15 protein-coding genes are annotated in these 14,278 nt (G+C 45.1%); 9 read left to right on the forward strand and 6 right to left on the reverse strand.

The annotated features are described in order from the left end of the window. Positions 1 to 62 precede the first annotated feature (62 nt). Positions 63 to 1,652 carry a 4-hydroxyphenylacetate 3-hydroxylase family protein gene (locus ICE89_RS06040; protein WP_216265215.1) on the forward strand — a complete coding sequence of 530 codons (1,590 nt, stop codon included), beginning with the start codon at positions 63 to 65 and terminating at the stop codon, positions 1,650 to 1,652. 26 nt (positions 1,653 to 1,678) lie between these two features. On the opposite strand, the gene msrP is transcribed toward ICE89_RS06040, so the two are convergent. The 3 genes from msrP to ICE89_RS06055 form a co-directional block, all read right to left on the reverse strand. Then, entirely contained in the window at positions 1,679 to 2,641 is a 963-nt protein-coding gene (msrP, locus tag ICE89_RS06045; RefSeq protein ID WP_216265216.1) for a protein-methionine-sulfoxide reductase catalytic subunit MsrP, read from the reverse strand. A gap of 61 nt (positions 2,642 to 2,702) precedes the next feature. Next, positions 2,703 to 3,104: a BLUF domain-containing protein gene (locus tag ICE89_RS06050; RefSeq protein ID WP_216265217.1), complete on the reverse strand. Its 402-nt coding sequence runs from the start codon at positions 3,102 to 3,104 to the stop codon at positions 2,703 to 2,705. A 100-nt stretch (positions 3,105 to 3,204) separates the two neighbouring features. Then, positions 3,205 to 5,439 carry an NADP-dependent isocitrate dehydrogenase gene (locus tag ICE89_RS06055; protein WP_216265218.1) on the reverse strand — a complete coding sequence of 745 codons (2,235 nt, stop codon included), beginning with the start codon at positions 5,437 to 5,439 and terminating at the stop codon, positions 3,205 to 3,207. A gap of 225 nt (positions 5,440 to 5,664) precedes the next feature. Here ICE89_RS06055 and ICE89_RS06060 point away from each other — a divergent pair, with 225 nt between their 5' ends. Beyond that, positions 5,665 to 6,861, forward strand: coding sequence for an MFS transporter (locus ICE89_RS06060; RefSeq protein WP_216263951.1), 1,197 nt, complete (start codon positions 5,665 to 5,667; stop codon positions 6,859 to 6,861). Here ICE89_RS06060 and ICE89_RS06065 read toward each other — a convergent pair. Then, positions 6,858 to 7,874, reverse strand: a complete 1,017-nt coding sequence (locus tag ICE89_RS06065) for a DUF6352 family protein (protein ID WP_216263950.1) — start codon at positions 7,872 to 7,874, stop codon at positions 6,858 to 6,860. The genes ICE89_RS06060 and ICE89_RS06065 overlap by 4 nt on opposite strands. A gap of 87 nt (positions 7,875 to 7,961) precedes the next feature. On the opposite strand from ICE89_RS06065, the gene ICE89_RS06070 reads away from it, so the two are divergent. After that, complete coding sequence (locus ICE89_RS06070; RefSeq protein ID WP_072583173.1) at positions 7,962 to 8,309, forward strand: FKBP-type peptidyl-prolyl cis-trans isomerase; 348 nt, start codon at positions 7,962 to 7,964, stop codon at positions 8,307 to 8,309. Positions 8,310 to 8,390: 81 nt separating this feature from the next. Here ICE89_RS06070 and ICE89_RS06075 read toward each other — a convergent pair whose 3' ends face one another. Continuing rightward, positions 8,391 to 9,383, reverse strand: a complete 993-nt coding sequence (locus tag ICE89_RS06075; RefSeq protein WP_216265219.1) for a transglycosylase SLT domain-containing protein — start codon at positions 9,381 to 9,383, stop codon at positions 8,391 to 8,393. Positions 9,384 to 9,890: 507 nt separating this feature from the next. Between ICE89_RS06075 and ICE89_RS06080 the strand changes: the two genes are divergently transcribed. Then, positions 9,891 to 10,913: a DNA/RNA non-specific endonuclease gene (locus ICE89_RS06080; RefSeq protein ID WP_216265220.1), complete on the forward strand. Its 1,023-nt coding sequence runs from the start codon at positions 9,891 to 9,893 to the stop codon at positions 10,911 to 10,913. On the opposite strand, the gene ICE89_RS06085 is transcribed toward ICE89_RS06080, so the two are convergent. After that, entirely contained in the window at positions 10,905 to 11,147 is a 243-nt protein-coding gene (locus tag ICE89_RS06085; protein WP_215359302.1) for a DUF3820 family protein, read from the reverse strand. The two genes, ICE89_RS06080 and ICE89_RS06085, sit on opposite strands and share 9 nt — an antisense overlap. A 151-nt stretch (positions 11,148 to 11,298) precedes the next feature. On the opposite strand from ICE89_RS06085, the gene ICE89_RS06090 reads away from it, so the two are divergent. Genes ICE89_RS06090 through ICE89_RS06110 form a run of 5 tightly spaced genes read left to right on the forward strand, consistent with a single transcriptional unit; the run spans position 11,299 to position 14,252 of the window. Continuing rightward, positions 11,299 to 12,213, forward strand: coding sequence for a DUF6662 family protein (locus ICE89_RS06090; protein WP_216265221.1), 915 nt, complete (start codon positions 11,299 to 11,301; stop codon positions 12,211 to 12,213). Positions 12,214 to 12,220: 7 nt separating this feature from the next. After that, positions 12,221 to 12,412, forward strand: coding sequence for a hypothetical protein (locus tag ICE89_RS06095; protein WP_216265222.1), 192 nt, complete (start codon positions 12,221 to 12,223; stop codon positions 12,410 to 12,412). 24 nt (positions 12,413 to 12,436) lie between these two features. Next, the gene (locus ICE89_RS06100; RefSeq protein ID WP_216265223.1) at positions 12,437 to 13,009 is read left to right on the forward strand and encodes an FMN-binding protein; all 573 of its coding nucleotides are present in this window, start codon (positions 12,437 to 12,439) and stop codon (positions 13,007 to 13,009) included. Beyond that, positions 13,006 to 13,827, forward strand: coding sequence for an FAD:protein FMN transferase (locus ICE89_RS06105; RefSeq protein ID WP_216265224.1), 822 nt, complete (start codon positions 13,006 to 13,008; stop codon positions 13,825 to 13,827). Before ICE89_RS06100 ends, ICE89_RS06105 begins: the two co-directional genes overlap by 4 nt. After that, a complete protein-coding gene (locus ICE89_RS06110; RefSeq protein WP_370625340.1) occupies positions 13,824 to 14,252 on the forward strand; it encodes a hypothetical protein in 429 nt (142 codons plus the stop codon). The genes ICE89_RS06105 and ICE89_RS06110 overlap by 4 nt, the downstream gene beginning before the upstream one ends. Positions 14,253 to 14,278 lie beyond the last annotated feature (26 nt).

Raw genomic sequence — 14,278 nt, forward strand, 5'->3', positions numbered from 1 at the left:
AATTTATGTGTATGATTCACTTTACATCCTTTTATTCAGCCAATTACACGCTAGGTATCCCCATGAATAGCAGCACCTCCCAATTTATGACTAGCAAAGACTATCAAGAATCTTTGCGCTCATTAAAACCGACTGTTTATGTTGACGGTCGATTAATAGAATCCGTTGCCGACGAGCCTTCATTGCGACCTGGGGTTCAAGCTTTAGGAGTCACTTATGACATGGTCCACGACCCGGCATTAGCACCCTTGATGTTGGCGGAATCGAATGGAGCTACAGTGCCCAGAATGCTTCACATTAATCAGTCTTCAGGAGATCTCTTAAATAAATTAGAGGCAGTACGTGTACTGTGCCAAGAGACAGGCTGTGCGCAACGCTATCTAGCACATGATGCCCTGAATGCAATTGCGCAAGTTTCTGCACGTATTGATGATGCAAAGGGTAGCAATGAACATCGCGCAAAATTTACTGAATATCTCTCTCACGTGCAAAAAAATGACCTTGCATTAGGAATTGCAATGACGGATGCAAAAGGGGATCGATCCCGCAGGCCTCATGAGCAAGAAAATCCAGATACTTATGTGCATATTGTTTCTCAGGATGCTAAGGGGGTAGTCATCTCAGGAACAAAAGCAATTGTGACTGGCGCTCCTTATATGCATGAATTTCTGGTCATGCCAGGACGCAATATGACAAAAGAGGATGCTGATTTTGCGATTTGCTGTGCTGTCCCAGTCGACGCTAAGGGTATTACGATTGTGGCACGCCCAGCAGGAAGGCCCGGCGATAAGGTAGAGCACGGTAAACCGATATTTTCTAGCAAGTATGGTCAATCTACTGGCGTAGTAATTTTTGATAAAGTGTTTGTGCCTTGGGAGCGTGTTTTTTATGCTGGCGAATGGGAGCACTCTAGCGTGCTCACATATAACTATGCCACTCACCATCGCCATAGCTGTATCGCTGCTCGAGCTGGCTTTGGAGATCTTTTAATTGGTGCAGGCGCTTTAATGTGTGAGGCGAATGGATTGGATCCAGCAACAAAATCCAATTTACGCGATCCGATGGTTGAATTAATTAAAATTACTGAAGGCTTTTATGCCTGTGGTGTCGCTGCAAGCGTATATGGCACCCAAGATCCCTACAGCAAATCATTCATGCCTGAACCCGTATTTTCTAATATCGGAAAACTCTTATTAGCAACGCAAATTTATGACATGCACAGGCTTGCTCATGAGGTATCTGGCGGATTAATCGTAGCCCTACCAGGACCAGATGAAGATCATAATCCTGCGACGGCAGCTACCTTAGCTGAAGTACTACGCGCGAATCCAGCTGTTCCTTACGATAAACGTATCGAGGTCGCTCGGTTTATTGAAGATCTCACAGCATCCTATCAAGGTGGATGGTATTCGGTAATCAGCTTACATGGTGGCGGCTCCCCCGCGGCTATGAAGCAAGAAATCTATCGCCAATACCCAATTGGAAACAAAGTGGAGCTAGTAGAGCGTCTGTTAGATCGTGGAGTTCTGACGAGCAACGAAGAACGCGCTATCACAAAAAATAAGCAGCCAGGACGCTGTTGTGACCAAGGCTGTAGCGCGCCAGGTCAAGCAGTCATGGTTCCGCTACCAGAGCCAGGAAGAAGAACTTAGTTGCGCTGAATGCGCTTTGTTGCCTACTAATAGAACTTCTTCAGGTCCATGCCCGTATACATGCTGGCTACTTGTTCGCCATAGCCATTAAACATTTGGGTTTTAATCTTCGGCGCAAACATTCCCTTGGGATCGCCAATACGACGCTCAACTGCCTGACTCCAGCGTGGGTGATCTACCTGAGGATTTACATTGGAGTAAAAACCATATTCACGAGCATCAAATTGATTCCAACTAGTCTTAGGCATTTCTTCTGTAAAACGAATTTTGACAATCGACTTGGCACTTTTAAAGCCATACTTCCAAGGCACCACAATACGGACAGGAGCGCCATTTTGCTTAGGCAAGACCTCGCCATATAAACCAAGGGTCAGGAGTGTGAGCGGATTCATGGCCTCATCCATACGGAGACCTTCGCGATAGGGCCAATCAATGATGTTGCTTTTAATTCCCGGCATTTGCTTACGATCCGCTAAGGAAATAAATTCCACATACTTTGCTGAACTTAATGGCTCCACTTTATTAATCAGCTTAGAAAGAGAGTAGCCATCCCAAGGAATAACCATGGACCAACCTTCAACACATCGCATTCGATAAATGCGCTCTTCAATTGGTGCCAACTTCAGAAGTGCATCAATATCGAGTGTCATTGGCTTTTTGACCAAGCCCTCAATTGAGATGGTCCATGGTCTTGTCTGCAAGGTGTCGGCATACGCTGCTGGATCAGCCTTATCAGTACCAAACTCATAAAAGTTGTTATAGCTGGTGACGTACTTCAGAGCAGTCAAATCATCCTTATTCGCATAGGCGGGATTCAGTGTAGCGGCCAACTTTTCTGGGCTAGCAGCAAGCGCCTCCCTAGAGAACCAAGGCGCCAGCGCCATTCCAAAGCCCCCTGCAGCCGCAGTCTTAATAATATTTCGGCGGTTTTCAAATACGTCTTTTGGGGTGATATCACCTGCAAGAATGGTCTTATCAGTAAAACGCATGTTGCGCTCCCATAAATGTAATAAACCTATTTTGCTACCGATGGGAATTTCTTGCTTAAAACTAACTTGCCCGCATTTGGTTCATCAAAGCGAGGCTATTTCTATCCATACCGCCAACCATTTGAGCCAAGTCGGGGTAGTCTCTAACTAAAGACTCGCCGCCATCAAAGCGAAGTAGCCAATCTGGATAGCTTCTTTCGGAAATTTCTTTAATCTCCAATAATTCAATACGATGATGCCGTTTATCATCCTGGATTCTCTTCCATACCTTCATAATGTTTGTGTGCTCACCTTCAATCACCTGAGCAAACTGCTGGTTATCGTATAAGAGAATTCCGGTAACACCATTTTTTTGATTAAACGCGCGCGCCGACTCGAGCAAGCGCATTAAGCCAAGAAAAGACATATCCGAGATAGCTTCGCTCAGATAACTCAATTCAACCAGGTCTTTTGGTTTAGGCATCACTTAGAAATGGAATTGATAAATAAAAAAGGCAAACCCGAAGGTTTGCCTTTAAATACTAAAGCTATTTTAAAATTTAAATACTTATCGCTTATACCTATTATGCATTTGCTGCCTTTAAAGCTGCATTCAAAGTAGCGCTAGGACGCATTACCGCTTCAAACTTCTCAGAATCAGGCATAAAGTAACCACCAATATCTACTGGTTTACCTTGAACCGTTTTGAGTTCGGCTGCAATCTTTTGCTCATTCTCAATCAAAGATTTTGCCAAGGGAGCAAAGTGCGCTTGCAGTTCCTTATCTTCCGTTTGAGCAGCCAATGCTTCAGCCCAGTACATTGCTAAGTAGAACTGGCTACCGCGGTTATCCAACTCACCAGTACGTGGTGAAGGTGACTTATTGTTATCCAATAACTTACCAGTCGCCTCATCCAAAGTGCGGGCTAAGATCTTTACCTTGTTATTACCTGTCTTATCACCGATATCCTCAAGAGATACAGCCAAAGCCATGAACTCACCAAGTGAATCCCAACGCAAGTGGTTTTCTTCTACCAATTGTTGAACGTGCTTAGGAGCTGATCCACCAGCGCCAGTTTCAAACAAGCCGCCGCCAGCCATTAAAGGCACGATGGACAACATCTTTGCACTAGTACCTAGTTCCATAATTGGGAATAAGTCAGTGAGATAGTCACGCAAAATGTTGCCAGTCACAGAAATCGTGTCCTTGCCACGAATCACGCGCTCTAAGGTGTAACGCATTGCACGAGTCTGAGACATGATTTGAATATCCACACCCTTCAGATCGTAGTCTTTAAGGTAGGTATTGACCTTCTTGATCAATTCAGCTTCGTGTGGGCGGTACTCATCAAGCCAGAATACTGCAGGAGTATTAGAAAGACGCGCGCGATTTACAGCCAACTTGACCCAGTCACGAATTGGCGCATCTTTAACCTGGCACATACGCCAGATATCACCCTCTTCCACATTTTGCTCAAGCAATACGGTGCCATCATCGGCAACGATACGCGCCACACCAGCCTCAGGAATTTCAAAAGTCTTATCGTGCGAGCCGTACTCTTCAGCCTGTTGGGCCATCAATCCGACGTTAGGAACCGTACCCATCGTTGTTGGATCAAAGTTGCCATGTGTCTTACAGAAATTAATCATTTCTTGATAGATGCGGGCAAAGGTACTTTCTGGAATCACTGCCTTCGTATCATGTAAACGACCATCAGCACCCCACATTTTTCCACCAGCGCGAATCATTGCAGGCATAGAAGCATCTACGATCACATCGCTTGGGGAATGAAGGTTGGTAATGCCTTTTGCAGAATCCACCATCGCCAATGCTGGACGATGTTCGTGGCAGGCATGCAAATCTTGAATGATTTCTTCGCGCTTAGATTCTGGCAAAGTTTTAATCTTTTCGTAGAGGCTGCTCATGCCGTTATTAGCATTCACGCCCAACTCTTCAAACAGCTTGGCATGCTTTGCAAAAGCATCTTTGTAGAAAATCTTTACGGCGTGACCAAATACGATTGGGTGAGAAACCTTCATCATGGTTGCCTTGACGTGCAAGGACAGCATCATGCCGGTCTTATAAGCATCTTCGATTTCTTTCTCATAGAAGTCACATAACGCTTTTTTGCTCATGTACATGCTGTCGATGATTTCGCCAGCTAATAAAGAGACTTTTGGTTTAAGGACGATAGTCTTACCGCTCTTTGTGACCAAGTCCATCTTCACATCACAAGCCTTAGTCAAGGTCATGGACTTCTCGCCAGCATAGAAATCGCCGCCATGCATATGAGAAACGTGAGTGCGTGACGCCTGACTCCACTCTCCCATCGAATGTGGATTTTTACGAGCGTAACGTTTGACAGCAGGAGGAGCGCGGCGGTCAGAGTTACCTTCGCGTAATACAGGATTTACTGAGCTTCCCAAGCATTTGGAATAGCGAGTACGAATGGATTTTTCTTCATCCGTTTTTGGATCTTCAGGAAAATCAGGAATCTTGTAGCCTTTGGATTGCAGCTCTTTAATGGCCGCGAGTAACTGAGGAATAGAGGCGCTAATATTTGGCAGCTTAATAATGTTGGTATCAGGCAATAAAGTCATTTTGCCTAGCTCAGCCAAATTGTTAGGAACTTGCTGTTCAGGGGTCAAGCACTCAGGAAACTCAGCCAAGATGCGGGCGGCAACTGAAATATCACTCGTCACGATCTCCACGCCAGCAGGAGCTGCAAAAGTACGAATAATTGGCAGAAATGCGCGAGTAGCCAAAAGTGGCGCCTCATCTGTCAGCGTATAAATAATCTTTGATTTCTCTGAAGCCATGAATGTTTCCTCAATATTGAAAAAATTACAGAGTCAGGTTTTTACCCTGTCGCCCTCAAATCCACATTTTGCAAGTCGCTTTTAGCGCATCTTTTGCCAATGAGGCGAGTTTTCCATTTTAAATCATCGGGCTTGGCAAAAATGCTGGTTTTGCACCTTAAAGCACCTAATTAAGGGAATCCACCGAGACAACTTCGACTTCAAATTCACCGTACACTGCAAGCCATGACCAGCAAACATCCTTTACTCAACAAAAATCTTGTGCTGCTGATCATTTGTCAGGGGCTATTCCTCACCAATAACGTCACTTTTATCGCCATCAATGGGCTTGTGGGGCTCAGCCTTGCGCCAGCCAGCTGGATGGCCACCCTACCCGTCATGGGCTATGTTGTCGGGGGCGCCTTTTCTACCTCCATTGTGGCCAAATCTCAAAACTACTTCGGGCGCAGAGTTTCTTTCCAGCTGGGCTTGCTAGTAGCAATGCTCTCAGCACTTCTATGCGCTTACGCCGCCACTACTAGAAACTTTTGGTTGTTGGTGCTGGGGACCTTTATTGCAGGCTATTACAGCGCCAATGGGCAGCTCTATCGCTTTGCCGCAGCAGAGCTGACAGACCAGAGCCAACGCGATAAAGCGATTTCTTGGGTGTTAGCTGGTGGCATTCTAGGTGCAGTTATTGGACCCAATCTAGCCTCCTGGACTCGAGATCTGTTTGATACTGCCTTTCTAGGGGCCTATCTCACTCTATCCATTGCCGGGTTCATCGGCATCTTCGTGATGCAATTCATTCAGTTTCCGCAAGAGCTAAAGACTCAGCATGCCCTTACTGATGGACGCCCACTGAAAGTCATTCTCCAACAGCCAGTCTTTATGGTTGCCATCATTGGAGCAGCATTGGGATATGGGGTCATGAATCTACTCATGGCCGCCACACCTTTGGCAATGCAAATCTGTGGGCTACCATTTTCGGACACCGCTTTAGTTCTGGAGTGGCATGTGATTGGCATGTTTGCTCCCGGATTTTTTACAGGATCACTCATCCAACGATTTGGGGTATTAAAAGTGATGGGGACTGGGGTGTTTCTGAACTTCATCTGCATTGCAATCGCTCTTACCGGAACTAATCTCCATCAATTCTTTATCGCGTTATTTTTGCTCGGCGTTGGCTGGAACTTTTTATTTACTGGCGCCACCTCTTTAGCGATGACTGCCTATCAACCCAATGAGCGAGACAAGGCACAGGCTGCCATTAATTTCTTTGTCTTCGGAACGATGGCCTTCACTTCCTTTGGATCGGGCGCCCTAGTCACATCGCATGGTTGGAGCATCCTCAATTGGGGATCACTCATCCCTGTTGTAGTAAGCGGTCTTGCGATTTTCTGGCTGGCTCAGCAACGGAGAAAATCGCAAGTGACGGCCTAAGAGGCTTTAGCTAGCGGCAAGTTAAACAAAAGGTTTTGTGGCTTTAACTTCAGCTGCTGCTGGTCGTTCATGGCAATAGCCATATATACCGGCTTGCCAGCCTGCGCTTGAGCTACAGCAGCCTCATCAATAAAGTCTAGGCGGAATAAACAAATTACCTTCTGCAACTCATCTGCCTCAACCAACTCTTTGTTGTAAAGCTTATTGAGTATTTCGGTAGCGGCTGCATCTAGGCCAACATGCCATGACCACTTAGGATCCGTAATTTGCTGCATGGGGGTAATGCGCGCACTAACTCCTAGAAAATGTTTTATCCATTTCTCTAAGACGCGACAAAAATGATTAATAGGCTCATGCCCAAAATTGAGCTGAACTGCTAAATCAAAATCTTCGTTTCGAGTCCAATAGGTATCAGCATTGTCTTCGTGCAGCACATCTAGATCAGCTGAACGCATCGTCATTGACTTGCCTTTAAGCAAATCCATGATGTTGCCCGTATCACTAGCTTGAGCATTGCGCGCAACTACCTCATCGTCCGCACCCATCACGATACCATCCTCGATAACAGTAATCTTCTGAGTTCTAAAAAAGAGCTCGCCTATGCGGGCTTCTAGTGGATGAGCATTGTTACCCAGGATATGTCTAATAAAAATTTGGGCGAGTTGAGCAATAAATAAAGGGGGTACGTCCACTCCCTCACCTTTAAATAAACTCATATAAAAGTTCTCTAGGGAGCTTGCCGCCAATAAACGCTTTCGGTAGCGCAGCCAAACGCGATAGTTCTCCTGAATATCCTCATCAGCCATCGTCGAGATTTCATCATCAACAACATCTGTACGAGGGTTGTCAGTTAAACGTTGATGGAGCGAACGTTCGATAGCGCAGGATTCAGGAACCAGCTTGAGCTCCGGCCTCTGCATATAAGTACGCAAAAAGTCGTCTGTCACCAACAACTGATCATCGGAACCGATTGATAGGGTGCTATATGCAGAATTTGGCCAATAATTAGTCATACGTTTTAGCTAAAGCATCATTACCGAAGAGATTTACAGAGCTCAGAATATACTAGCCATTCAATTTGTGTGAAATAGGAAAACATCATGAGTGAACTCAAAAAAATCGATACTGTTGTGGGCGAAGGCAAAGAAGCTGCCGCAGGCAATCATGTGGATGTGCATTACACCGGCTGGCTTTATGACGAGAAGGCTGCTGACCATAAAGGTCAAAAGTTTGATAGCTCCTTAGATCGAGGTCAACTCTTTAGCTTCCCCTTGGGTGCTGGACATGTCATCAAAGGCTGGGATGAAGGGGTAGCTGGCATGAAAATTGGTGGCAAACGTACCCTTATCATTCCTTCGGAGATGGGCTACGGTCCTCGCGGTGCGGGTGGCGTTATTCCTCCAAATGCCACACTGGTATTTGATGTGGAGCTCCACGGCGTTAACTAAGACTTACGTATTTGACAGCAAAACAAAAGCCACCCTAGGGTGGCTTTTGTGCATACCTTAATCAACTGATGGTCCATGAACTTAGGAGCGCAAATCCTTACCGTTCAGCGTCAAGCGATTAGTCGAACGATTTTGACATAAACCAATCAGACGATTTCTTTCGGCCATCACCTTGTCTGCGTAGCCGCCATCATCCTCGGCATTTGCAGCGCCAACGTAGTATTTCAAACCATTGCGTAATGAACCAGCTGTAGCGATGAGGTATTTCAAAATATAGGCGCCAACACGGATATTCACTTCAGGCTTAGCAGCCTCAGAAGTTCCACCAAAGATTGCATACTTATCTTTATGTACTGAAGTCATCACCTGCATGAGGCCTTCAGCACCAGCATGACTCTTGGTGTTAGGGTTGAAGTTAGATTCCACTGAGATTACTGCCAACAAAAGCACTGGGTCGATGTTGACCTCTTTTGCAATCAAAATCGTGTTTGAAACATACTCTTCAATCTTCGAACGATCAAGGCTGTATTTCTTCTCAAAGAAGTCAGCTACGGCACGTTGATTCTGAATCGAACCCATTAAGTTGCTATCCAAAGCCTGAGGGTCCATCTTTGATGTTGGGATGCGATCAGACAGATGAGAAATTGACTTCACCTGCATTTGCGCCACAGAAGGCATCAACAAAGCCACGGTCTGCTGCTTGGAACTAGTGAAACCAATTGAAGCAGGAGTCTTAGACTTGCCATAGATCACAGTGGCGATCTCAGTATCAGCGGCCTGGACGGCTGATACCTCATTGGACTCTTTATATTGATTGAGCATGCCAAAGCCGTTGCTCCAAACCATGTGACGCGCTTCATCAGGAACAAGGATACGGGCAAAGTCAAAAGCACCGGCATTAGTGCCGTTGCCTGAAAGCCAAAACCCAATCACCATGAACACAGTTAAAACGAGCAGGCCATTAATGACCCGATAGACCGGAGCCATTGCGTACGCTAGCAGCTTTTTAGCAGTCAAAGTGCTTGACTGTGCATTCTGCATATCACTCAAATTGTTAGCTAAACATTTACTCATTCATTGTTTGCAAGACCTCAAAAAACTAGACTAACGTTTTATGCTGCATTGCAATATCTAAAAAACATGGGTCATCCTAAGAAGTTTCTTATATCAAGTCAAGAATAAAGAAGTGGAAATCAATAACTTATTGATCTAGGAATCCGGGAGATCCCGTATACAGATCGCTAGAGACATATATAAGTCAATAAAATCAATAGCTTATATAAGTTAGGGGGCACTAATTTCACTCTATAAAAAATTGGCTTAAATGGGACTTTTTTGTGTTTTTGGCCAAAAATTTAACCCAAAAAATCATACATCTAGTGCTTTCATACCTGTAATTTTCTAGGGGTAGTATCAAGGCAGCGTTATTGCAAAGCAGTATTTACAAGGCCGTCTTCAAGAAAATATGCACTTTGAATATATAAAAAATGATCAAAAGAGTTCTGATTCTTATTGGCTGTGGAGCTAGCCCAAGATAAAAATATAGGTTCATGGGAGGTGGAGGTCATACACTAAGAGCCCATGAAATTCATCCGTAACCTTCTTGCCCTTGTAGCAGTTTCAGCCTCATTAAATGCACTGGCGGCTTTTGAAGACTGCAGGGATCTATTTCCAGCTCAGCAAATACCGACGAGTCCGCAGGTGGGGCGCGACCTTTGCTTTGATAGCTTTGCCATCTACTACTCTCCTCAGGATAAAAAGCCAATCTATACCATTGAGAAGCTTAATCGGGAGCAGCTTTCCGCCCCGCACCCGCGCAGAAGTAACCAGTTTTACGAAGAAGCCAGACTTCCCTTCTCCGAACGGGCACTACTCTCAGATTACCGTGGAAGCGGCTTTGATAGGGGTCATAACGCCCCAGCAGGCGACATGAGTAACGAACGCTCAATGGCTCAATCTTTCTCATTGGCCAATATGATGCCGCAGGCAAGGCAAAACAATCAGGGAATCTGGGCCAAAAATGTAGAGGAGCCAACGAGGGCTTATGTCAAAAGAGCTGCTAGCGACATTTACGTATTCACGGGTTCGATTGGAAACCGCGGCAGTATTGGTAGAAGTCATGTAACGATTCCCAGCCACTTATATAAGTTGGTATACGACTCCAATAAAAATACTGCTTGGGGATATTGGATTGAAAACACCGATGAAGCAACTATGACTCCGCCAATCTCCTATCAAGAGTTGGTACAAAAGACGGGGATTGACTTTCACTTACCCGTAGGTGAAGGCAGCAATACAAACAATACATCGGTGCAGACCCATGACATCAAGGGGCAAAAGACTCTCGTTGGCGGATGGTATCCCATATTTTTTGACGATTACTCCCCAAGCAAGCTCAATGATGTCATTAACAATATCAAGTCGGGCAAGATAGCTAGCATTCAGATTCAATATGACCGCAATGACACTCTTGCAAAACAGATTTCCTTGCAAATTGAATCGCAGGCCAAGTTAAAGGCAAGCCTAATTCAAAGCAGTCCGCCAGAATCAGCAACTGTGACTTACGAGCGTAACCGCGTCACGCTGATTATTCGCTCAAAGTAATTTAGATTTAGCTTGCAGGCCATGCGCCCGTTGGATTGGTGCCAAGAGTCCACGCAAACCATTGTGGTCTAGGGTGTGCATTAATTCCAATAATTCACCAAGCTCGCCTTTGGGAAAACCTTCGCGAGCAAACCAAGCTAAATAGTTTCCTGGCAAATCAGCCAAAGCACGCCCTGCGTGCTTACCAAAAGGCATCTTCATTAAAACCAATTTTTCCAGGGACTCGGCGTTCATTGGGGAAATCTTACAAGCAAAAAAGAATAGGCCTATAGGTTCCGCCATTTCTAAGGCAATGGTTATTTTATTTAGTTGAGAATCATTCTCATCTAATGCTATATTGAGAACCATTCTCATTTAGATTGATAACCACCAACCTCAAGGGACCATGAAATTGACCATTAATAGACTTCTTGCGTTTAGCCTCTTTTTATTAGCAACGCTTCACTTTTCTTTAGCCCATGCAGGTGAAGGGGTGTTCGGCTGGATCTACACCCTAGATTTGCAGCCTAAGGGCAAGTTGGAATTTGAGCAGCGACTACAACTAAATCAACAGCAAGCAGCAGGAACTTATGATGCATGGACTGCAAGAACGGAGTTGGAGTACGGATTAACCAATGACTTGCAAATAGCTGGTTATATCAATTCTTACTACACCAATGCAAATCAAAATTACACCAATCCAGAAGCATGCGGAGATACCCCATCCTGCACCGGCGGTTACGGCGTTCCCTCTTCGCATGACCCATCTACAGCGTATAAGAAAAGTGGAATTGAAGGCGGATCTCTTGAGGCAATCTATCGCATTACCAATCCAGTAACATCGCCCGTGGGTGTTGGTCTTTATCTAGAACCAACATGGGGTAAAAATAAAGATGAGTTAGAGGCAAGGCTATTGCTGCAATCTAACTTTATTGATGATCGCTTAATTTTGGCAGGTAATGTTGTTGCTGCGAATGAACGCTTAAAGTTTATTGAAAACGGCAATGTTCCTGAATCAATGCTCGATTTCCTAGTGGGTGCAAGCTATCGCTTTGCACCCAAATGGTCTGCTGGCGTAGAGGCCCGGTTTCATAACGACTATTCAGAGTTGAATTTACGCAATCAAGTGCAAAGAGCTACTTTTGTAGGCCCCAATATGCACTATGCGGCGAAAGATTGGTGGGTCACGGGCGCATGGCGCTATCAGCTAGCAGGCGGAACCTGTATGAGTGGCGGAGAGGCTGAATGCTCTAACGCACGTGTTTGGGATAGTCATTCAGTGAATGAATTCATTGTCAAAGTTGGCTTCCCTCTTAATTAAAAACTCAATGAAAGAACTTATGGAAACCCAAAATCTATTGGTTGCAGCTCTTACTCACTTGTTGAAGTTTCAAGCTACCCAATGTCAAGCAGCCAAGGAGAGAGCATTGATGATGTTTGAAACACTCTCCAATATCAAGGACATCAACCCCGACATCCAAACGCTTTGTAATGAAGCGAATGAATTACTTACCGCCTAAATTAATTACCCGAATATCCCCCCCATGATCTGGAAACCCAACCCTTTAGCTCTTGTTGGCATAGCAATGGTTAGTGCGCCCATCATTGCTCATGCAAAAATTTATATTACTGCAGAGCAAGCCCAGAAAATTCTTTTCCCCAACAAAATACTGGCGAAGTATCCCATCATCACTACAGATGATCTGCAAGAAAAGATGCGTATCGCATCGAGCATTCGCCATCCCTTTCAGGGTGATCGGATATGGAAGAGTGCCGATGGAAGTTGGCTAGTGATCGATGAAGTGGTGGGCAAACATGAAATGATTACTTATGCCGTTGCCTTCAAACCGAATGGCAGCATCGCAGGGATTGAAGTTCTGGAATACGTTGAGTCTTATGGTTATGAAGTGGCAGAAGCACAGTGGCGGAAACAGTTTGTAGGCAAGACAGCAAATGACCCCATAAAACTTAATCAAGATATTCAGAATATTGGTGGCGCAACACTTTCTTGCAAACACCTCACTGATGGAATAAAGCGGGTCGCAGTTCTGTATGACTTGGCCCTGAAGAATGCCTCTCAAAGAATCACACCAGTTCAAATGCCTAAAGCAAAATGACTCGCTGCAAACCACTTCTTGGCACATTTGTAGAGATCTCCATAAATCAAGATGATGGGCAAGAGGCTATTAATAATGCTTTTGCAGCCATTCAAAATATTCATGACCTCATGGGATTTCATAATCCTGAAAGCGAGCTGAGCCAAATCAATCAGCACGCCCACTTAGAGGCGGTAGAAATTCACCCTTGGACTGCACAAGTCATCCGAATAGCAAAAGAAGTTCATCTTAAATCTGATGGCTTATTTAATTGTGGAATCGGCCATCGTCTAGTTGCTGCAGGATTATTGCCCCGGCATATCACTTTCTCGAATCATGATCTCGGTGGCGTTGAAGATATTCACTTCTTAGCGCCCGACTTACTGGAGTCTTCCCGCCCGGTCTGCCTTGATCTGGGCGGAATCGCAAAAGGGTTTGCAGTAGATATGGCGGTTAGAGTTCTAATATCAGAGGGCATCACATCTGGCTCAGTTAACGCTGGTGGTGACCTACGGGTTTTTGGGAACACCTCCTTCCCAATTCAAGTTCGTCATCCAGAGAGTCCTGAGGAGTTGATTGAAATTGGTTCCTTGAAAGATGGTGCCATTGCTACAAGCAGCCTTTACTTTGCCAAAAGAGATGGCCTGAGGAGTCACATCATGAATCCTCTGGCTCAGAATTTATCTGGGATTCATATGGAGATTGCTGGATCATTCTCCATTCTTGCAAAAGAATGTGTTTATGCAGATGCGCTTACAAAAGTTTTGGCCCTATCTAATAATGAGCATCACCCTTGCTTTAGCCATTTCTCAGCACAAGCACTGAGGATTGCCGCGTGAGCCGCCTTGGGAAGATGCCTCACTGGCAAAGAACGTTTGTCATCTGCGGCATGATGGCCTGTTCAATCACTGGCCTGATGTATCTTCTTGGGCATGAATTTCAGATACAAAGATCTACCCTTGGCACCCATAGCATTCTTGCAGCTCATGGCATAGCTGCAATGCTGGCTACCTTAGCCCTTGGATCAGTAATGCCATTCCATATCAAGGCGGGCTGTAAGTCCAGAAAGCAGTTGTGGAGTGGCTTTGGCCAACTGGGCTTTCTTGCTGCACTACTCATTTCTGGCGCCCTACTCTATTACGGCCCAGAAGAGATAAGAGACATAACCGTTGACACTCATTGGATAACTGGATTACTTTTTTTAGTAGTTTTCATACTGCATGCTTTTAAAAAAATACGTCGGGCTAACCCCCAAGTCGATTGAGCGCATGATTGCCTTTAATCAAATCC

The sequence above is a fragment of the Polynucleobacter sp. AP-Kaivos-20-H2 genome (assembly GCF_018882215.1).
GTDB lineage: Bacteria > Pseudomonadota > Gammaproteobacteria > Burkholderiales > Burkholderiaceae > Polynucleobacter.

Coding starts and splice junctions, on each gene's coding strand:
- ICE89_RS06055 (WP_216265218.1), bottom strand. CDS start 5,439: ATGGCTTCAGAGAAATCAAAGATTATTTATACGCTGACAGATGAGGCG.
- msrP (WP_216265216.1), bottom strand. CDS start 2,641: ATGCGTTTTACTGATAAGACCATTCTTGCAGGTGATATCACCCCAAAA.
- ICE89_RS06060 (WP_216263951.1), top strand. CDS start 5,665: ATGACCAGCAAACATCCTTTACTCAACAAAAATCTTGTGCTGCTGATC.
- ICE89_RS06105 (WP_216265224.1), top strand. CDS start 13,006: ATGACTCGCTGCAAACCACTTCTTGGCACATTTGTAGAGATCTCCATA.
- ICE89_RS06085 (WP_215359302.1), bottom strand. CDS start 11,147: ATGAACGCCGAGTCCCTGGAAAAATTGGTTTTAATGAAGATGCCTTTT.
- ICE89_RS06050 (WP_216265217.1), bottom strand. CDS start 3,104: ATGCCTAAACCAAAAGACCTGGTTGAATTGAGTTATCTGAGCGAAGCT.
- ICE89_RS06040 (WP_216265215.1), top strand. CDS start 63: ATGAATAGCAGCACCTCCCAATTTATGACTAGCAAAGACTATCAAGAA.
- ICE89_RS06075 (WP_216265219.1), bottom strand. CDS start 9,383: ATGAGTAAATGTTTAGCTAACAATTTGAGTGATATGCAGAATGCACAG.
- ICE89_RS06090 (WP_216265221.1), top strand. CDS start 11,299: ATGAAATTGACCATTAATAGACTTCTTGCGTTTAGCCTCTTTTTATTA.
- ICE89_RS06095 (WP_216265222.1), top strand. CDS start 12,221: ATGAAAGAACTTATGGAAACCCAAAATCTATTGGTTGCAGCTCTTACT.
- ICE89_RS06080 (WP_216265220.1), top strand. CDS start 9,891: ATGAAATTCATCCGTAACCTTCTTGCCCTTGTAGCAGTTTCAGCCTCA.
- ICE89_RS06070 (WP_072583173.1), top strand. CDS start 7,962: ATGAGTGAACTCAAAAAAATCGATACTGTTGTGGGCGAAGGCAAAGAA.
- ICE89_RS06065 (WP_216263950.1), bottom strand. CDS start 7,874: ATGACTAATTATTGGCCAAATTCTGCATATAGCACCCTATCAATCGGT.
- ICE89_RS06100 (WP_216265223.1), top strand. CDS start 12,437: ATGATCTGGAAACCCAACCCTTTAGCTCTTGTTGGCATAGCAATGGTT.